The sequence below is a fragment of the Thioclava arctica genome (genome assembly GCF_040892615.1).
In the GTDB taxonomy this organism is placed as follows: domain Bacteria; phylum Pseudomonadota; class Alphaproteobacteria; order Rhodobacterales; family Rhodobacteraceae; genus Thioclava; species Thioclava arctica.
On the sequence record NZ_JBFRYC010000002.1, the window covers coordinates 128,534 to 147,253 of the forward strand.

Annotated in this window: 20 protein-coding genes and 1 pseudogene; 14 read left to right on the plus strand and 7 right to left on the minus strand. The window is 60.1% G+C overall.

Features of this window, described 5'->3' with window-relative positions; genetic code table 11:
• The first annotated feature begins 7 nt into the window (after positions 1-7).
• Positions 8-1,426, plus strand: a complete 1,419-nt coding sequence (locus AB4874_RS03510; RefSeq protein ID WP_368390954.1) for a dihydrolipoyl dehydrogenase — start codon at positions 8-10, stop codon at positions 1,424-1,426.
• On the opposite strand, the gene AB4874_RS03515 is transcribed toward AB4874_RS03510, so the two are convergent.
• Entirely contained in the window at positions 1,423-1,734 is a 312-nt protein-coding gene (locus AB4874_RS03515) for a 3-keto-5-aminohexanoate cleavage protein (RefSeq protein WP_368390955.1), read from the minus strand. The genes AB4874_RS03510 and AB4874_RS03515 overlap by 4 nt on opposite strands.
• Positions 1,700-2,150, minus strand: a pseudogene (locus AB4874_RS03520) (hypothetical protein); the annotation flags it as partial. The gene AB4874_RS03515 and the pseudogene AB4874_RS03520, both read right to left, overlap by 35 nt.
• A 303-nt stretch (positions 2,151-2,453) precedes the next feature.
• Here AB4874_RS03520 and AB4874_RS03525 point away from each other — a divergent pair.
• Positions 2,454-3,209, plus strand: coding sequence for a C40 family peptidase (locus AB4874_RS03525; RefSeq protein ID WP_368390956.1), 756 nt, complete (start codon positions 2,454-2,456; stop codon positions 3,207-3,209).
• 64 nt (positions 3,210-3,273) lie between these two features.
• The gene (locus AB4874_RS03530; protein ID WP_368390957.1) at positions 3,274-3,768 is read left to right on the plus strand and encodes a DUF1003 domain-containing protein; all 495 of its coding nucleotides are present in this window, start codon (positions 3,274-3,276) and stop codon (positions 3,766-3,768) included.
• A gap of 69 nt (positions 3,769-3,837) precedes the next feature.
• On the opposite strand, the gene AB4874_RS03535 is transcribed toward AB4874_RS03530, so the two are convergent.
• Positions 3,838-4,167, minus strand: a complete 330-nt coding sequence (locus tag AB4874_RS03535; RefSeq protein WP_368390958.1) for a HesB/IscA family protein — start codon at positions 4,165-4,167, stop codon at positions 3,838-3,840.
• A gap of 93 nt (positions 4,168-4,260) precedes the next feature.
• Between AB4874_RS03535 and AB4874_RS03540 the strand changes: the two genes are divergently transcribed.
• The 6 genes from AB4874_RS03540 (at position 4,261) to AB4874_RS03565 (ending at position 9,162) form a co-directional block, all read left to right on the plus strand.
• On the plus strand, positions 4,261-5,472 hold the full coding sequence (locus AB4874_RS03540; protein WP_368390959.1) for a deoxyguanosinetriphosphate triphosphohydrolase: 1,212 nt from the start codon (positions 4,261-4,263) through the stop codon (positions 5,470-5,472).
• Between the two features lie 67 nt (positions 5,473-5,539).
• Positions 5,540-5,962, plus strand: a complete 423-nt coding sequence (locus tag AB4874_RS03545) for an OsmC family protein (RefSeq protein ID WP_295536193.1) — start codon at positions 5,540-5,542, stop codon at positions 5,960-5,962.
• A gap of 150 nt (positions 5,963-6,112) precedes the next feature.
• Positions 6,113-6,919, plus strand: a complete 807-nt coding sequence (gene xth / locus AB4874_RS03550) for an exodeoxyribonuclease III (RefSeq protein ID WP_368390960.1) — start codon at positions 6,113-6,115, stop codon at positions 6,917-6,919.
• Between the two features lie 53 nt (positions 6,920-6,972).
• Positions 6,973-7,539: a peroxidase-related enzyme gene (locus AB4874_RS03555; RefSeq protein WP_295536199.1), complete on the plus strand. Its 567-nt coding sequence runs from the start codon at positions 6,973-6,975 to the stop codon at positions 7,537-7,539.
• Positions 7,540-7,607: 68 nt separating this feature from the next.
• Positions 7,608-8,354: an alpha/beta hydrolase gene (locus AB4874_RS03560; protein ID WP_368390961.1), complete on the plus strand. Its 747-nt coding sequence runs from the start codon at positions 7,608-7,610 to the stop codon at positions 8,352-8,354.
• Positions 8,355-8,451: 97 nt separating this feature from the next.
• Complete coding sequence (locus AB4874_RS03565) at positions 8,452-9,162, plus strand: alpha/beta fold hydrolase (RefSeq protein WP_368390962.1); 711 nt, start codon at positions 8,452-8,454, stop codon at positions 9,160-9,162.
• Between the two features lies 1 nt (position 9,163).
• On the opposite strand, the gene phaZ is transcribed toward AB4874_RS03565, so the two are convergent.
• Positions 9,164-10,498 (minus strand): polyhydroxyalkanoate depolymerase, encoded by a 1,335-nt coding sequence (gene phaZ / locus AB4874_RS03570; protein WP_368390963.1) that lies wholly within the window; start codon positions 10,496-10,498, stop codon positions 9,164-9,166.
• Positions 10,499-10,615: 117 nt separating this feature from the next.
• Between phaZ and phaC the strand changes: the two genes are divergently transcribed.
• The 5 genes from phaC (at position 10,616) to AB4874_RS03595 (ending at position 16,245) form a co-directional block, all read left to right on the plus strand.
• The gene (gene phaC / locus AB4874_RS03575) at positions 10,616-12,409 is read left to right on the plus strand and encodes a class I poly(R)-hydroxyalkanoic acid synthase (protein ID WP_368390964.1); all 1,794 of its coding nucleotides are present in this window, start codon (positions 10,616-10,618) and stop codon (positions 12,407-12,409) included.
• Positions 12,410-12,553: 144 nt separating this feature from the next.
• On the plus strand, positions 12,554-13,003 hold the full coding sequence (locus AB4874_RS03580; RefSeq protein WP_295536216.1) for a phasin family protein: 450 nt from the start codon (positions 12,554-12,556) through the stop codon (positions 13,001-13,003).
• A gap of 147 nt (positions 13,004-13,150) precedes the next feature.
• Positions 13,151-13,702: a polyhydroxyalkanoate synthesis repressor PhaR gene (phaR, locus tag AB4874_RS03585; RefSeq protein WP_295536218.1), complete on the plus strand. Its 552-nt coding sequence runs from the start codon at positions 13,151-13,153 to the stop codon at positions 13,700-13,702.
• Between the two features lie 159 nt (positions 13,703-13,861).
• Complete coding sequence (thrS, locus tag AB4874_RS03590) at positions 13,862-15,811, plus strand: threonine--tRNA ligase (protein WP_368390965.1); 1,950 nt, start codon at positions 13,862-13,864, stop codon at positions 15,809-15,811.
• Between the two features lie 227 nt (positions 15,812-16,038).
• Positions 16,039-16,245, plus strand: a complete 207-nt coding sequence (locus AB4874_RS03595) for a cold-shock protein (protein ID WP_038129589.1) — start codon at positions 16,039-16,041, stop codon at positions 16,243-16,245.
• A 58-nt stretch (positions 16,246-16,303) separates the two neighbouring features.
• On the opposite strand, the gene AB4874_RS03600 is transcribed toward AB4874_RS03595, so the two are convergent.
• The 3 genes from AB4874_RS03600 to AB4874_RS03610 are packed head-to-tail and all read right to left on the minus strand — an operon-like array spanning position 16,304 to position 18,593.
• Positions 16,304-16,627: an arsenate reductase family protein gene (locus AB4874_RS03600; RefSeq protein WP_368390966.1), complete on the minus strand. Its 324-nt coding sequence runs from the start codon at positions 16,625-16,627 to the stop codon at positions 16,304-16,306.
• Positions 16,628-17,308, minus strand: coding sequence for an ABC transporter ATP-binding protein (locus AB4874_RS03605; protein ID WP_295534486.1), 681 nt, complete (start codon positions 17,306-17,308; stop codon positions 16,628-16,630). It abuts the gene before it with no gap.
• Entirely contained in the window at positions 17,301-18,593 is a 1,293-nt protein-coding gene (locus AB4874_RS03610; protein WP_368390967.1) for a lipoprotein-releasing ABC transporter permease subunit, read from the minus strand. The genes AB4874_RS03605 and AB4874_RS03610 overlap by 8 nt, the downstream gene beginning before the upstream one ends.
• Positions 18,594-18,720 lie beyond the last annotated feature (127 nt).

The following is an 18,720-nucleotide window of genomic DNA, read 5'->3' on the forward strand; positions in this document are numbered from 1 at the left end:
AGGCATCATGGCCCAGCACAACCGCGTCATCATTATCGGCTCAGGTTCGGCGGGGCTGTCGGCTCTGCGCGAGGTGCGCCGCGAGACCGACGATTTCCTGATCGTCAACGCGGGCGACTGGGGCACGACCTGCGCGGCGCGCGGCTGCATGCCCTCCAAGGCGCTGATCGAGGCCGCCAACGCATTTCATCGGCGCAACGATTTCTCCGAATTCGGCATCAGCGGAGCAGAAGCGCTGCGCGCCGACATTCCCACGATTCTAGCCCGGGTGCGCAGACTGCGCGATGACTTTGTCGCCTCGCCCCGGTCCGTGCCCAAAGATTTGGGAGAACGGGCAATCTCTGCCCGGGCGGAAATCATGGCCCCAAACCGCGTCATGATCGAGGGCTTGGGCGAACGCACCGCAGACGCGATCATCCTTGCCACTGGCTCCTCGCCCGTTTTGCCCAAACCTTGGGAGACATTTGGCAACCGCATTCTGACCACCGACACGTTGTTCGAACTGCCCGATCTGCCCCGGCGCATCGCGGTAATCGGCATGGGCGCGATCGGGGTCGAACTGGCGCAGGCCATGGCGCGGTTGGGCGTCGAGGTGGCAGGCTTTGATGCGCTTGAAACGCTCGCTGGCGTCAGCGACCCCGAGGTCGCCGCTGCCCTGCACGCTCAGGTTTCACGCGATCTGCACCTGTATCTGGGCGCGCCCGCCGACATCGAAGACCAAGGCGCCACGCTGCGCGTCACTGGCGCAGGCGGCACATTTGAGGCCGATGCAATCCTCGCTGCGATGGGACGCAAACCCAATATCGCCGGGCTCGGCCTTGAGAGCTTGGGCGTCGCGCTGAACGATCGCGGGATGCCGCAGGTCGATGCCAACACGCTGCAAATCGGCGATCTGCCGGTGTTTCTGGCGGGCGATGCCAATGGCGCGCGGGCGCTGCTGCACGAGGCCGCTGATGAGGGCTTTATCGCGGGGCGCAATGCCTTGGCCGCGACTCCGCATGCCTATTGCCGTCGCGTGCCGCTTGCGGTGACGTTTTCCAGCCCCAATGCCGCGCGCATCGGGAAGGGCTTTGGCGATTTGACGCCCGGCGCGTATCTTATTGGCGCGCAGGATTTCCGCCGGCACCCCCGCGCCCGGATGGCCGAAAAGGCGCATGGGATGATCCGCGTCTATGCCGCCAAGGACAGCGGCAAGCTGTTGGGGGCAGAACTGGCCCTGCCCGAGGGCGAACATATCGCCCATTTACTGGCGCTGGCGCTGCATAAGGAGATGGATGTGCACGACCTGTTGGGCATGCCGTTCTATCATCCGGTGTTCGAAGAGGGGCTGCGCAGTGCGTTGCGCCAGATCATGCGCGATCTGCCCGATCAAGGGCGCTCTGATCTGGCCGATTGTCCGGCTTGCGGGCATGCAGCGCTGGATTAAAGCGCCGCGATCTGGGCCACGCGGGCGCTATTGTCGGGGGCAAGGCTGCCATCCGCCATCAGCAGCGAATTTTCGAACCCCACGCGCGCCTTGCCACCCGCTTGCAATGACACTTGCAAACAGGCCGTTTCGCCCGCCCCAAAAGCACAGAGCGCCCAGTCGGGCCTAAACCGCACGCTCGCCATCCATTCTCGAAAAGGCAGCAGCGTGTCAGGCTGCGAGACCTGCCCCTCGACATAGCGGCCCAGCACGAAGATCAACTGCAGATCAGGGTTATGCAGCAGCCGCTCTGGCAGGAGCTGCGCCATGGCCGCACCATCCTCGCGGCTGTAAAAATATCTTGCACCGCATCATCGCCCGGATCGCCACGCTCAGCTTGTCGATCAACTCGCCAATCTGGTCCGCACTGAGGCTAACGGGCGGGGCGAACAGGACGTGATCGCCTTGCTGGCCATCAATCGTGCCCCCATCGGCTAGCAGATTAGCCCCGCCTCGAACGCCGCCTTGATCTGCTTATGCACGCCGCGCGCCGGGTCAAAGGGCGCTTTGGTGGTGCAATCAGCGACGATCTCAAGCCCGCGACTATCGCCGACATGAGGGTGGTGCAAAGTGTCCCCAATCGGCTGACAGCCCGCCCCCAGCCCATGACGATGGTCACTGTATCGGGCGCGATCCCGTCTTGCTCATAGGCAAACAGCGTGCCGGTGCGCCCTCTTCCAGCCATTCCTCGGGCAGCACTTCGGGCCGCTCCATGAACAGCGGAAAACAGCGCGTTGATCATCGCAGTGACGCGGAAAGACATGGGGGCATGGCAGCCCCTCCGGGACATGCTGGCGGAATACGCACTCAGCCTGATCCACAAACGGGCGTGCTTGCGAATATGCGATGCGGGGCGCGCGCGATCACCCCTGCGAGAGTTCCCCCCTGCCCGCACGCATCAACTTTTCCGGCGCAGAGCCGCGCGGCGCTGGTGCAACGCCCACCACAGCCTACCTCATTATAAGACGCGGCGTAGGAGGACGCCAAAATGAACACTCTCAACGACATCATAGGGCGCAAAATCGCCCGGTTTTTGCAGGGGCGCACGCGGTTTTATCAAACCTTCGCCGCCGTGCCCACGCCCACGTTGCGCGAAAGCCTGCGTCCCTGCGATGTGCTGCTGGTTGAAGGCGACCGGCGGATTTCAGCGGCGATCAAATATCTTACCCATTCGACCTGGTCACATGCCGCGTTTTACACTGGCGGCCCTGCGGGCGGAGAGCTGATCGAGGCCGATCTGGAACATGGCGTGCAAATCACGGGCCTGTCCGAATACGCCCATCTCAACACCCGGATTTGTCGCCCCGTCGGGCTGCCCCATGACCAGATGGAAGCGGTGATCGATTACATGCAGCGCGCGGTGGGGCGGCGCTATGACCTCAAAAACGTGGTGGATCTGGCGCGTTACCTGATGCCCCACCCGCCTGTGCCGCATCGGTTTCGCCGCCGCTTGCTTGCGCTGGGATCGGGCGATCCGACCCGTGCGATTTGCTCGACCCTGATCGCAGAGGCCTTTCATTCAGTGCATTATCCAATCCTGCCCGATATCGAAATGGTGGGCGATGCGACGGCCGTGCGCGAGATTCTACATATCCGGCATTATTCGCTGTTCACCCCACGCGAATTCGACCTGTCTCCCTATTTCCGGGTGGTCAAACCGACACTCGAGCAGGGGTTTGATTACCGCAGCTTGACTTGGGATGAAACCGCGCGCCCCGCTAACGCGCGCTCAGAACAGACTTGACCGCCAAGGCTGTGCAAGGCTTTTGATGACGTAGCAGCGCGCAAGCATGCGGCTGGGGGGAAGAATGAAAAGACACAGCAACCTACTGTCGCGCGCGTTGCTCGGGCGCAAATATTCCGAACTGCAACCCGCCGAACAGCGCGTCATCGAGCAGATTTCGCTGACGCGCATGACCATGCCAAGCGGGCAAGGCGCAGGGGATGCAACCTTCGGCCAAAGGCTGGCGGATCGGGTCGCGCAGTTTGGCGGGTCCTGGACCTTTATCCTGATCTTCGGGGCGGTTCTGGGGGTCTGGGTCTTGCTCAACGGGTTTTTGTTGATGCGGCCCGTGCGCTTTGACCCCTATCCGTTCGTGTTTCTCAATCTCATCTTGTCGATGCTGGCCGCAATTCAGGCCCCCATCATCATGATGTCGCAAAACCGCCAATCCGAAAAAGACCGTATCGCCGCGATCAGCGATTATCAGGTCAACCTCAAGGCCGAGATTGAAATTCTCGAATTACATCAGAAGATAGATCGCCTGACCGAGATGCTGAGTCACCCCGCCAAACCCCGCTGAGCGGGCAAGATAGGCCAGACGCCTCCGGCGGGAGTATTTAGGGCTAGATGAAAGGGCGCGGCGCGCGGCTCACATCGAGAAGGATATTCCGCAGCCGCAGGAACTGCTGGCATTGGGATTTTCCACCACGAAACGCGCGCCGATCAGTTCTTCGGTGAAATCAATCACGGCGTTTTCCAGAAACGGCAGCGAAACCGGGTCGATCAGCACCTTTTGTCCCGCCCCTTCCAGCACGATATCATCGGCGGCCGCAGCGGGTTCAAGCTTGATGTCATACTGAAATCCCGAGCATCCGCCGCCCTCGACCGCCACGCGCAGGGCTTGGGGCGCCGCGTGGCTTGCATTGATTTCGGCCAGCCGGGCAAAGGCGCGCGGGGTGACTTTGGGGGGCAGTTGCATCGGATAACCTCCGCTTGGCCCGCGAGGGGCCTGTATTTTGCTGTCATTCAAGATATAGGAGGACAAACGCCACGCGACAAGACGAGGATCGCTGTGCTTAAACCCTATGCCTGCCAGCCCGAGGATTCCCGTGGGCGACTGCACGATGAACGTATCTCGACTTTTCGCTCGCCATTTCAGCGCGACCGCGACCGGATCATCCATTCCTCGGCCTTTCGCCGCCTCAAGCACAAGACACAGGTCTTTGTCGAACATGAGGGCGATTACTACCGCACCCGTCTGACCCACACGATCGAGGTGGCGCAGGTGGCGCGCACCATTGCCGGGGTACTGGGGCTTAACACCGATCTGGCCGAGGCCGTGGCGCTGGCGCATGATCTGGGTCATCCGCCGTTCGGCCATACGGGCGAGGATGCGCTGGCAGAATTGATGGCCCCCTATGGCGGGTTTGACCATAACGCGCAGGCATTGCGCATCGTGACCAAGCTGGAAAAACATTACGCCGATTTCGACGGGCTGAACCTGACATGGGAGACGCTTGAGGGCATCGCCAAGCATAACGGTCCGGCGATCTCGGATAAGGGCAGCTCGCATTCTTACCCCTCGCGCGCCGATCTGCCCTATGCTTTGGCCGAGGTGGATGCGCAATGGGATCTGGAGCTGGAAACCAATGCCAGCGCAGAGGCGCAGGTGGCGGCCGTGGCCGATGACGTGGCCTATAATCATCACGATTTGCATGACGGGCTGCGCGCCGGACTATTTGACGAAGATGATCTGTGCACCTTGCCCGTGATTGGCGAGTGTTTTGCGCAGGTCGACGCGCTTTACCCTGATCTTGATCGCACGCGTCGCCAGCACGAGGCGCTGCGCCGGGTCTTTGGCGTGATGGTCGAGGACGTAATCGCGGTGGCGCAAAACCGGCTGACCTCGCTGGGGCCGGAAAGTGCCGATGACATCCGCCACATGGACGGGCCGATCATTCGCTTTTCCAAGCCGCTTTATCAAAATCTTAAGGCGATCAAGGGCTTCTTGTTCGAGCGCATGTATCGCGCGCCCACCGTGGTGGTCGAACGCAGGCGCGTCACTGCGATGATAAACGCGCTGTTTCCGCTGTTCATGGAGCAGCCCGAATTGCTACCCGAGGAATGGCTGGAAGAGGTCGCGCTGGCACGCCAAGAGGGCGGAGATCGCACCCGTCCCGAGGCGAAACAGGCGTTGGCGCGGGTGGTGCTCGACTATGTGGCGGGCATGACCGACCGCTTTGCGATTCAGGAATATGAGCGGTTGATCGGGCGCGCGCTCTGATTAAAGGGAACCTCTTGGCCCCCGATCCGTTGAGCCGGGAATACGGACCAAACCAGGAGGGAACATCATGATCCGCAAACACGCATCCGCCCATTGGGAAGGCCCGATCAAAGAGGGCAAGGGCACGATTTCGACTCAGAGCGGCGCGCTTGACGCCCAGCCCTACGGATTTAATACCCGGTTTGAGGACAAGCCCGGCTCCAACCCCGAAGAGCTGATCGGCGCCGCCCATGCGGCATGCTTTTCGATGGCGCTCTCGCTGGGGCTGGAACAAGCAGGCGTCACTGATGTGGTGATCGACACCAAGGCGGTCGTCTCGATGGACAAGGAAGGCGACGGGTTTGCCATCAAATCCTCGGCGCTGAGTACCACGATCAAGGGCAAGGGCGATGAGGCTGCGATCCGCAAGGCCGCCGCTGACGCCAAGGCCGGTTGCCCGATCTCGAAGGTGCTGAACTGCGAGATCACGCTGGACGTGACGGTCAACTAAGCGACGTTCATGCCATATGCCAAGGCGTCCCTGCAGGGGCGCCTTTTTTGTTGCGGATCGGGGCCGCTCACCCAGACGTGCGCCACGGCGGCGCTTGTGCCGCCCCCCCGCCTAGCGCTACACCTGCGCCCGAGCAGTCCGGAGGCCCCCATGAAAATCGCCACCTTCAACATCAACGGCATCAAGGCGCGACATCCCGCGCTGATCGACTGGCTGCGCGAGGCGCAACCCGATGTGGCCTTGCTGCAAGAGATCAAATCGGTCGATGAGGCCTTTCCGCGCGAGCTGTTCGAGGATTTGGGCTATCAAGTCGAAACCCATGGTCAGAAAAGCTTCAACGGAGTCGCGATCTTGTCCAAGCTGCCGCTTGAGGACGTCACGCGCGGCCTGCCCGGCGACGACGCGGACGAACAGGCGCGCTGGATCGAGGCAACCGTGGTGGGCAGCCGGGCGGTGCGACTGTGTGGGCTCTATCTGCCCAATGGCAATCCGGTGGAATTTGACGACACTGGCGCGCCGATCCGAGAGGGCAAGTACGGCTACAAGCTGGACTGGATGGAACGGATGCAGACCCGTGCGGCCGAGTTGCTCGCGCTGGAAGAACCGTTCCTGATGGCGGGCGATTACAATATCATCCCGCAAGATGAGGATGCCGCCAAGCCCGAAACTTGGCAGAAAGACGCGCTGGCGCTGCCCCAAAGCCGCGCCGCGTTTCGCAGGCTTTTGAACATGGGCTTCACCGAGGCGTTTCGCGCCCGCGACGCCGAACCCGGCCAATATTCGTTCTGGGACTATCAGGCGGGCGCTTGGCCGCGCAATAATGGCATCCGCATCGACCATTTGCTGCTGTCGCCCCAAGCCGCCGATCTGATGCGCGCGGTGGGCATCGACAAAGAAATCCGTGGCCGCGACAAGCCCTCTGATCACGTGCCGGTCTGGGTCGAACTGGCGGCCTGATCGCTTGCACATCCCCGGTTTCGCCTGCACGATCCCGCGCAAGGAGGACCACCATGCAACATCAGATCAGCCGCCACCCGATCCCTGCGCTTTCAGAGATGCCCGACGACATCCGTACCCGCCTTGAGGCGGTGCAGGAAAAAGCCGGGTTCATCCCCAATATCTTCCTTGCGCTGGCCCATCGCCCCGACGAATTCCGCGCCTTTTTCGCCTATCACGACGCGCTGATGGAGCGCCCCGGCAACCTGACCATCGCCGAGCGCGAGATGATCGTGGTGGCGACTTCGGCGACCAACGAATGCCAATATTGCGTGATTGCCCATGGCGCAATTTTGCGGATTCGCGCCAAAGATCCGCTGATTGCCGATCAGGTCGCGGTGAATTATCGCAAGGCCCCGATCACGCCACGCCAGCGCGCGATGCTCGATTTCGCGATGAAAGTGTCGCAGCGCGCGCAAGAGGTCGAAGGCGATGATTACGCCGCGCTGCACGCCCACGGGTTCACTGATGACGACATCTGGGATATCGGCGCGATTGCCAGTTTCTTCGCGCTGTCCAATCGGCTTGTGAACATGGCAGCGATTCCACCCAACCGGGAATTCTACGCGATGGCGCGCTAAGTGCTGCTGCTTGGTTGAGCCCTGTGCGCCGCGCGGTTAGGCTTGGCGCGAAGCTGAAAGGACGCTCCATGACTGACTATCTCGATACCCCAGAAGCCCGCCGCATCGCCTACAACTTCACGCCCGGCACAGGCCCCGGCCTGGTGTTTCTGGGCGGGTTCAAATCGGACATGGAGGGCACCAAAGCACTGGCGCTAGAGGCTTGGGCGCGCGCGCAGGGCCGGGCCTTTTTGCGCTTTGACTATTCCGGCCATGGCGTGTCGGGCGGTGCGTTTGACGAGGGCGCGATTGGCGACTGGTATGAGGATGCGCGCGATGCAATCCTGGCGCTGACCGAGGGGCCGCAGGTTCTTGTCGGCTCTTCGATGGGCGGCTGGATTTCGCTTTTGATGGCGCGCGAGCATCCCGAGAAAGTCGCGGGCCTCGTGACCATCGCCGCCGCGCCTGATTTCACCGAAGACGGCTATTGGGCGAGTTTTGACAAGGAAACCCGCCACAAGCTGGAATCTGAGGGCTCCGTCGAAGTGCCCTCAGAGTATGGCGATCCCTATGTCATCACCCGCCGCCTGATCAATGAGGGGCGCACCCGGTTGGTGCTGCGCAGCCCGCTTGCGCTGCCCTTCCCCACGCGGTTCCTGCAAGGCACGGCAGATACCAGCGTTACCAGCGAAACGGCGCTGCGCCTGCTGGATCACGCACAGGGCGAGGATATGCGCCTGACGCTGCTCAAGGGGGCCGATCACCGCTTTTCCACGCCCGAATGTCTGGGCCTGATCGAGGCCGCGTTGACCGAGGTGCTCGGCGCGCTGCAATAGGAAAGATCACGCCCTTTCGGTTTGCCACGCCCCGCAGCTTGCGGCACACTGAATTTTGTAAGAGCGCGATCAAGCGCCGACACATGAGGTTTGAGCGATGCAAGACGATCCGTTGATCTTCCTGCCTGGATTTATGTGCGATGCGCGGCTGTTCTGGCACCCGGTGCAAGAGCTGTCGGCAGATCGCAGCGTCACTGTGGCGCGCCTGCGGGGGACGACGATCGAAGAGATGGCCGCGCGGGTCTTGGCCGAAGCGCCGCCGCGCTTTGCGCTGGTCGGGCATTGGCTGGGCGGGGTCGTGGCGATGGACGTGCTGCGGCGCGCCCCCGAACGGGTCAGCCAGATCGCCCTGATCGATATCTCATCGCTGCCCGAAACGCCGCAAATGGCGGGCAAGCGCGAGCCGCGCATTGTGCGTGCGCGCACCGGACGCCTTGACGAGGTGATGCTGGAAGAAATCCCCGCCGAGGCGCTGGCTCCGGGGGAAACCCGCCCGCATGTGCAGGCTTTGTTGCTGGAAATGGCTGCGGCCCTTGGACCCGACACATTTATCGAGCAATCGCGCGCCCTGATGCGACGTCCCGATTTTCAGCGCACGTTGCGCTCGACCCGGACGCGGGCGATGCTGATGTGTGGCGAATATGACCAGATTTGCCCGCCGCGTCGGCATGAGTTTCTGGCCGAATTGATGCCCCATGCCACATATCGGCTGATTTTGGGCGCAGGGCATCTAAGCCCGCTGGAGCAACCTGAAAAGATTACGCAGGGGCTGCGCGATTGGCTCGACGCGCCCCTGCTTTTGGCGTGATTTAAACCTGCGGCGCAGCCTTGGCTGCACCGGGTGCAACGCGCGGTTTCTTGCGGATCGGCGTGACGGTTGCGGCTTTCGGCTTGGGGCTCGTTTGCTCCGCGCCATCGGCATATTCGTCGATAAAATCCAACACCAGAGGGCGGATATTATTGCGCCAATGCGAGCCCGCGAAGATGCCGTAATGGCCCGCGTCCGGTTCAAGGTGGTTGTTTTTCATTGAACCCGGCACCCCGGTGCACAGATCAAGCGCGGCAACACATTGACCGGGTGCCGAGATATCGTCTTTCTCGCCCTCCACGGTCTTGATCGCAACCGAGGTGATCTTGCCGATATCCACAAGCTTGCCGTTGATCTCAAAGCGGTTTTGCGCGATCTCGAGCCCTTTGAAGATACGGTCCACGGTCGAGAGATAGAACTCTGCCGTCATATCCATCACCGCAAGATATTCGTCATAGAACCGGTAATGCTTGTCCAGCACCGTGGCTTCGCCCGAGGCCTCAGACCAGATTTTTTCCTGAAACGCCTGCGTGTGCTTGTCCATGTTCATCGAGATGAACGAGGCAAGCTGCATCAACCCCGGATAGACCAGACGCCCCGCGCCTTTGAATTTAAACCCAACGCGCTGAATCACCATTTGCTCAAGCTGACCCATCGTGACACGACGACCGAAATCAGTGACCTCGGTGGCGGCGGCATCCGGGTCAATCGGGCCACCGATCAGCGTCAGGGTGCGCGGCTGTGCGGCGGGGTCTTGCTCGGCCAGATAGGCGGTGGCGACCAAGGCCAGCGGCGCGGGCTGACAGACGGCGATCACGTTGGTATCGGGGCCGAGTTCTTTCATGAAATCGACAAGATAGAGCGTGTAATCTTCGATATCGAACTTGCCTGCACTGACGGGAATGTCGCGCGCATTGTGCCAATCGGTGATCCAGACATCGGCATCGGGCAGCAGCGAGGTCACAGTCGAGCGCAACAGCGTTGCGTAATGGCCCGACATCGGCGCAACCAACAGAACGCGGCGTGCCATCGGCTCACGGCCCTGCACGTTGAAATGGATCAACGAGCCAAACGGCTTGTCCATCACCGTCTCGACTTCGACGAGGTGATCGCGCCCATCATCAGCGGCAATCGACACGATGCCCCAATCGGGTTTGATTACCATCCGGGCGAACGAGCGTTCCGTCACGCGCCCCCAGGCCGACATGATCTTGAACATAGGATGCGGCGTAAGCCCCCAGACGGGATAGGATGCCATGGCGCGGGCCGAAGCCCCCATCCATTCATTGGTATTCCTGACGGTTTCCATCAGGTCATAGCTCATGATCGACTTCATGTTGGCTCCTTGGCCGGGGCATGCAGGTATCAACTGCACGTTGAGACTCAAACGCCGCTTTACCCCAAGACTACGGCAAGATTATGCTATCCTATAGGATAGGGAGGAATTGGCGCTATGACAACTGAGGACGAGCACAAAAATGCTGCATCGCAGAAAATGCAGGAAAATATCGCCCGGATCGAGGCGCTGACAGAGCGGATGGTCGGCGCTTTGGCGCACAAGAGAGCCCCAAATGTCGCACTTGAGGGCCCCGGCCCCGATTTACATCTCTCCGCGACGACAGCGTTGATGAAAGAGTGGATGGAGAAGCCCTCGAAGATCTTTGAGGCGCAGGCAAATTACTGGTCGCAAGCGATGAAGCAATATGTCGAGGCAAACGAGTCGCTAGCCCAAGGCACGTTCAGCCCGCCCGAAAATCCCGGCCCTACCGATCCGCGCTTCAAGAACCCGCTTTGGGACAGCCACCCCTATTTCAACTTCATCAAACAACAATATTTGATTGCCTCCAAAGGGATTCAGGATGCGGTTGATCAACTGGAAGACATTGACGAGGTCGACCGCAAACGACTGACCTATTTCTCACGCCAGATCGTTGATCTGATGGCGCCGACCAATTTTCTAGCCACCAACCCGGACGCGCTGGAAAAGGCGGTGCAGACCGAAGGCGAGAGCCTTGTGAAAGGGCTCGAAAACCTTGTGCGCGACCTTGAGGCAAACAATGGCAATCTGCTGGTCACGCTGGCCGACAAGGACGCGTTCGTGGTGGGCGAAAATATCGGCACCGCCGAGGGCTCGGTTGTGTATCGCAACCGCCTGTTTGAGCTGATCCAATACAAACCGACCACCGAGCAGGTCCATAAAACGCCGCTGATCATCTTTCCGCCCTGGATCAACCGCTTTTACATCATGGACCTGAAGCCGCAGAATTCCTTGATCCGCTGGATCGTCGATCAAGGTTTCACGCTGTTCATCGTCAGTTGGAAAAATCCCGATAAATCCTATGCCGATGTCGGCCTGGATGACTATGTCCAAGAGGGCTATCTGGAGGCGATCAATCAGGTCAAAACGATCACCAACGAGCCCAAGGTCAATGCCGTTGGCTATTGCATCGCGGGCACGACGCTTAGCCTTACACTGGGGCTGCTCGACAAGCGCAAGGACCGCTCGATCAACTCCGCCACCTTCTTTACAACGCTCACGGATTTCTCCGATCAGGGGGAATTCACGGTGTTCTTGCAAGACGATTTCGTGGACGGTCTCGAAAAGCAATGTCAGACCGATGGCGTGCTGTCATCCTACTTCATGTCGCGCACGTTTTCCTTCTTGCGGTCACGCGATCTGATCTATCAGCCCGCAATTCGTAGCTACATGATGGGCGAAGCCCCGCCCGCCTTTGACTTGCTGTTCTGGAACGGGGATTCCACCAACCTGCCCGGCAAGATGGCAATCGAGTATCTGCGCGGGCTGTGCCAGCAAGACCGTTTTGCGGGCAAAGGCTTTGAGGTGTTGGGCGAAACCGTCAGCGTGCGCGATGTGAAAGTGCCGCTGATGTCGGTCGCATGCGAAAGCGATCATATCGCGCCTTGGGTTGCCGCCTTTGCCGGGGTCGCCCAGATGGGGTCGAAGGACAAACAGTTCATCTTGTCAGAATCGGGCCATATCGCGGGCATCGTAAACCCGCCCAGCAAAAAGAAATATGGCCATTACACCTCGGCGGAGCCCATCGCGAATGCCAATGAATGGAAGGCGAAGGCCGAATTCCACGAGGGGTCATGGTGGCCGCATTGGGGCGAATGGCTGGCGAAAAAATCGGGCAAGATGGTGCCCGCGCGCGAACCCGGTGGACCCGATCACAAGATTCTCTGCGCCGCTCCGGGCACTTACGTCAAAGAGATCGTGAAAGTGTAACAGCTCGCTCTCTGATTGTGAATTTTCTGCGACGCAGCATTTTTCTCTTGAAATGCTGCGTTGCAGCATGTATATCGGATGCAGAACGAAAATGGGTCTAGCTGATATAGATATCCCCCGGACCCCAACTCATGGAGACATCTTATGAACAAGACCCAAGACTACACCAAAGTGATGCAAGACATGATGGCGTCCTTCCCGGTTGATACCTCGAAATTCCAAGGCGCATTCAAGTCGCAAGCCGCTCTGGGCGAGAAAATGTCGAAAGTGGCACTGGAAGCCGCTGAGAAATCGGCTGAGCTGTCGACCAAGTGGACCAAAGACACCATCGCAAAAGTTGGCGATCTGACCACGACCAAAGAAGAGCCCGCTGATTACGCAAAAGCTGTCAGCGATTTCGCTTCGGCTGCTGCTGAAATGGCCTCCGAGAACATGGCTGCTTTCGCTGAAATCGCGAAAAAAGTGCAGATGGAAACTGTTGAGCTGATGATGGCTGCGGGCAAAGACATGTCCGAAGAAGCCTCGGCTACGGTGAAAAAAGCAACCGCTGACATCGGCGCTGCTGCCAAAAAAGCGACCGCTGCTGCGAAGTAAGTTATTCCGACGACCCGGCCTCCTCCTCCCTGCCGGGTCACGGACGTAAAGGCGAGCCTTCGGGCTCGCCTTTTTTCTTTGGTTGCTTTTGCGCCTGCAGCGTCACACTATCGCTGCAACGCAATAAGTTTTCTACCGGAGGACTACATGGCCGACGATGCCAAGCCCCTGCTGATCAAGCGCTATGCAAGCCGCCGTCTCTATAACACCGAGACGAGTGATTACGTGACGCTCGAAGACATCGCGAAATTCATTCGCGAAGGGCGCGAAGTGCAAATCATCGACCTGAAATCGGGTGACGATTTGACCCGGCAATACCTGCTGCAAATCGTGGCCGAACATGAGAGCCGCGGCGAGTCCGTGCTGCCCGTCGATGTTCTGACCGATCTGGTGCGCTCTTATACCGGGGCGGCGCAGTCGGTGGTGCCGCAATTCCTGGCCGCCAGCTTTGAAATGCTGCGCGACGGGCACTCCCAACTGCTGGAAAACATGACCAAGATCCCAAGCCCGATGACTTCGATGCCCGGGTTCGAGGCACTGCAAGCCCAGCAACAAGCGTTTTTGAAAAACATGATGGCGGGCTGGGGCACGGCCGGGTCTTCGGGCCCCGCATTTGAGGATGCTGGCGATGAACGCGGCGAATTGGACGCGATCAAAAAGCAACTGGCCGAATTGCAAAGCAAACTCAGCAAGATGTAGCCCGCCACACGATTGGTCGAATTGACGCAGCGCGCCCGTTTCGGGCGCGTTTTGCATATGCGGCGCTTGACACCCCTGCCCCGGGCGCGCAAAACAGCCGCGAAATATAGTCCCGCAACCGGGCGCTCCGTGGGCGCCAAACCGACGAGGAGGACAGATATGTCCCAAATCTCCCTCACCTTTCCCGATGGCTCGCAACGTTCCTATGACAGCGGTGTCACGCCTGCTGAAGTGGCAGCATCCATCGCGCCTTCGCTGGCCAAAAAGGCAATCTCGGCGCAGGTGAATGGCGCGCATTGGGATCTGCAATGGCCTATCGCCGAAGACGCGAAAATCGCGATCAACACGCTGGCCGATGACGGCCCCGCGCTGGAACTGATCCGTCACGACCTCGCCCATATCATGGCGCGCGCTGTGCAAGAGCTATATCCCGGCGTAAAAGTCACGATTGGCCCGGTGCGCGATTACGGCTGGTTTTATGACTTCGACCGAGACGAGCCCTTCACCCCCGAAGACCTTGGCGCGATCGAAAAAAAGATGCGCGATATCATCAATTCCCGCGAACCGGTCAAGACCGAGACCTGGAGCCGCAAGCACGCGATTGACCATTATCTCGCCACCGACGAACCCTATAAGGTCGAGCTGATCAACCGCATCCCTGCGGGCGAAGACATTCGGATGTATTGGCATGGCCATTGGCAAGATCTGTGCCGTGGCCCGCACCTGCAACATACCGGCCAAGTGCCCGCGGATGCGTTCAAGCTGACCCATGTGGCAGGTGCCTATTGGCTGGGCGACAACACCCGCCCGATGCTGCAACGCATCTACGGCGTGGCGTTCAAATCCAAGAAAGACCTCGCCGCGCATATGACCATGCTGGAAGAGGCCGCCAAGCGCGACCACCGCAAGCTGGGCCGCGAGATGAACCTGTTCCACATGCAGGAAGAGGCACCGGGGCAGATCTTCTGGCACCCCAATGGCTGGTCGATCTACACCAGCCTGCAGGACTACATGCGCCGCAAACAGCGCGCCGATGGCTATGTCGAGGTGAACACGCCCCAAGTGGTAAACCGCAAGCTCTGGGAAGCCTCGGGGCATTGGGAAAACTATCAGGAAAACATGTTCATCGTCGAAGTGGACGAGGAACACGCGCGCGAAAAAACCGTCAACGCGCTGAAACCGATGAACTGCCCCTGCCATGTGCAGATCTTCAACGTCGGCACCAAAAGCTACCGCGATCTGCCACTGCGCATGGCCGAGTTCGGCTCGTGTAACCGCTACGAACCCTCGGGCGCGCTGCATGGCATCATGCGGGTGCGCGGCTTTACGCAAGATGATGCGCATATCTTCTGCACCGCAGAGCAGATCGAACCCGAAACCAAGAAATTCATTGAGTTTCTCGCCGGGATCTATGCCGATCTGGGCTTTGACAACTGGAAGGTCAAACTCTCGACCCGCCCCGAAAAGCGCATCGGGTCCGAGGAAAGCTGGGACTACGCCGAGGAAAGCCTTGGCAATGCTTGCCGCAAAGCGGGCTATGAGTTCGAAATTCAGGAAGGCGAAGGCGCGTTCTACGGGCCCAAGCTGGAATTCGTCCTCACCGATGCTATCGGTCGCGACTGGCAATGCGGCACGCTTCAGGTCGATCCGAACCTGCCCGAGCGGCTTGATGCCGATTATGTCGGCTCGGATGGCGAGCGTCACCGCCCGATCATGCTGCACCGCGCTGTTTTGGGCTCTTTCGAGCGCTTCATCGGCATCTTGATCGAATCCCATGCCGGCAAGCTGCCGCTGTGGCTTGCGCCGCGTCAGGTCGTGGTGGCCGCGATTGTCTCGGATGCGGATGACTATGTGCGCGAAGTGACCGAGAAACTCATCGCCGCCGGCATTCGCGCCGAGGCCGATACCCGCAACGAGAAAATCAACTATAAGGTGCGCGAACACAGCCTCGGCAAGGTGCCCTATATCTTCGCCATCGGCATGAAAGAGGTCGAGGAGCGCACGGTTTCGGTGCGTCAACTTGGCGACACGCGCACCCGCATGGCCGCATTGGACGACATCGTGGCCGAGTTGAAATCCGAATCGACACCGCCCGACCTGCGCGGATAATTGCCGTAAAATCAGTCGCTAGCGGGATTTTCACAGACCTGTGAGGGGGTTAGCCCCCTCACGAATTGTCATTGCATTTTCGCATATCTGATCCAAAATTAGCCCTGCGTGTTTCGCAGACTTTCTACCGCTCTCTTCTCGATAAGGCAGCTGGAGACCCGAAAGACACTGGCTGCACGGTCCCGATGCAATTCCGCATCCGGGAAAGATTGAAGGAGAGTACGGTAATGGCCACTGGCACCGTGAAATGGTTTAATTCCACCAAAGGCTACGGCTTCATCGCGCCCGATAACGGCGGCAAAGATGTGTTCGTGCATATCTCGGCGGTCGAACGTGCGGGGCTTCAGGGCCTCGACGACAACCAAAAAGTCGAGTTCGAACTGCAGTCGGGTCGTGATGGCCGCGACTCGGCCTCCGATCTGAAACTGCTCTGAACATCAGAGCGTTCTGATCAACGGCCCGTGCTTGATGCGCGGGCCGTTTTCATTTGCGCTACAGCCACTGCGCCTGCACTGCGGGCGTCCAGCCCAGCGTCAGCTTCTCTCCCTCGCGGATCACCGGACGCTTCATCAGCGCGGGATGCGCGCCCAGAAGATCGGTCACCGGGGCGGCACGTTCAGCCTCGGACAGCCCACGCCAAGTGGTCGAGGCACGGTTGACGATCTTGTCGCCGAAGGCCGCCTCAAACTCTGCGATTTCCGAGGCGTTCAAAGGCGCTGCACGCACTTCGCGAAACTCGGGCGCATGGCCTGCCGCCTCCAACGCTTTGCGAGCTTTGCGCACCGTGTCGCAGGTCGAAATTCCGTAAATAATCATCTACCCCTCCGTCAGTGCGCCGCCATCCAGCCGCAAAACCCGGTCCATTTTCGCCGCCAGCGCCATGTTATGCGTCGCGATCAGTGCCGATAGCCCAGTCTCGCGCACCAGATCCATCAACACATCAAACACCGTGTCCGAGGTCGCCGGATCGAGATTGCCTGTGGGCTCATCGGCCAGCAACAGGCTTGGCCCATTGGCGAGCGCGCGACAAAACGCAACCCGCTGCTGCTCGCCGCCCGACAGTTCAGAGGGGCGGTGATCGGCGCGCGAGGTCAGGCCAACCCGTCCGAGTAAATCAGCCGCGCGTGCTTGCGCCTCCGCACGCGCAACGCCATTGGCGAGCTGCGGCAGAACGATGTTTTCCGTCGCCGAGAATTCCGGCAGCAGATGGTGGAACTGATAAACAAAGCCCAGTTTCTCGCGCCGCGCCGCCGTGCGTTTGGCGTCGCGCGCTTGGCTGAGATCCTCGCCCTCCAGCACAACGCGCCCGCTATCAGGCGTATCGAGCAACCCGGCAATGTGCAGAAGCGTCGATTTCCCCGCCCCCGAGGGCGCGACCAGCGCCGTCACTTGACCCTTGGGGATTGCCAAATTGACACCTTTGAGCACCGTAATCTCGTTCGGCTTGCCCCGATTATAGCACTTTTCCAACTTTTCCAGAACCAGCACATCACTCATAGCGTAGCGCCTCCACCGGGTTCATGCGCGCGGCCCTGCGCGCGGGGAAAATCGTCACGACGAAGGATAGCGACAGCGACAGCGCCACCGCCTTGACCACATCCCAAGGCTGCAATTTCGCGGGCAGATGATAGATCCCGCGGATCGAAGGGTCCCAAGCATCGCCGCCATTGAGCCAGTTCACGAAGCTCATCACATGGTCAATATTATCCGCAAACAGCACCCCGATGGTCAGCCCTGCCAGCGTGCCAATCACCCCAATAAACGCGCCGCAGATAAAGAACACCCGCAGGATCGAACCCTGCGACAGCCCCATCGTGCGCAGGATGCCAATGTCACGGCCCTTGTTCTTGACCAGCATGATCAGCCCCGACGTGATGTTCATTGAGGCAATCAGCACGAGGATCGACAGGATGATGAACATCACGTTGTCCTCGATGCCCAACGCGCGCAGGAAGCTGCCCGAAGCATCTTTCCACGTCCACAGCAATGTGCCCCGCCCGCTGGCATCACTGATCGCGGTGGCCCATTCATCGACGCGCTCGGGATCGGTGACATCGACGTCGATCTCATCGGCCCCGCCTTCGCGATTGAAAAAGCTCTGCGCCTCGGCAAAGGGCATATAAAGCCGTGTCTGATCAATGTCATAGCGCCCGGCTGAGAAGATATATTCGATCTTATAGGCATTCACCCGCGGGCTGGTACCAAAGGGCGTTTTTGCGCCGTTGGGCGAGATCAGCTTGACCGTATCGCCCACCGTCACGCCCAGATCGCGGGCCATGCCGATGCCCATCGCGATGCCCTGCTCGAAATCGTCGATATTGCCCTGCGCCTCATCGGAATGGGCGATACGCGGGATGTTCTTGAGATCCGACAGCGCCAGCCCATAGACATCGGCCACGTTCGAGCGATCGGCAAAGCTCACCATCGCCTGACCGCGCACTGCCGGGGCGGCAGTGACCACGCCGGGGATCGCCTTGATGCGCGTCGTGCGCTCGGCGTAATCGCGGATCAGCTTGGAATACACGCCCGATCCCTCAACCACTTCCATCGGCGCGGAATAGACGGTGATTTGCGGGTTTGATCCGACAATCGTGCTGACGAATTCGGCGCGAAATCCGGCGCGCACGGCGAGCGTGGCGATCAGGGCCGCAACCCCCAAGGTGATGCCGATCAGGCTGATCCATGTCATTACCGACACGCCGCCCTCGGCGCGCCGCGCGCGCAAGTAGCGCCACGCGATCATGAATTCGAAACGGGAAAACGGTGCAGTGCGTGCGGCCATAGGCTCCATCCACTCAAATTCGGCGCAAGCTGGCCTGAGAGGGGGCAAAGGTCAAGGGTAGCCCAAACCTTACCCCGTTGCGCGCGATCAATTCTTGCCGGGTTGACTGTGCGCAAGACGGACAGCG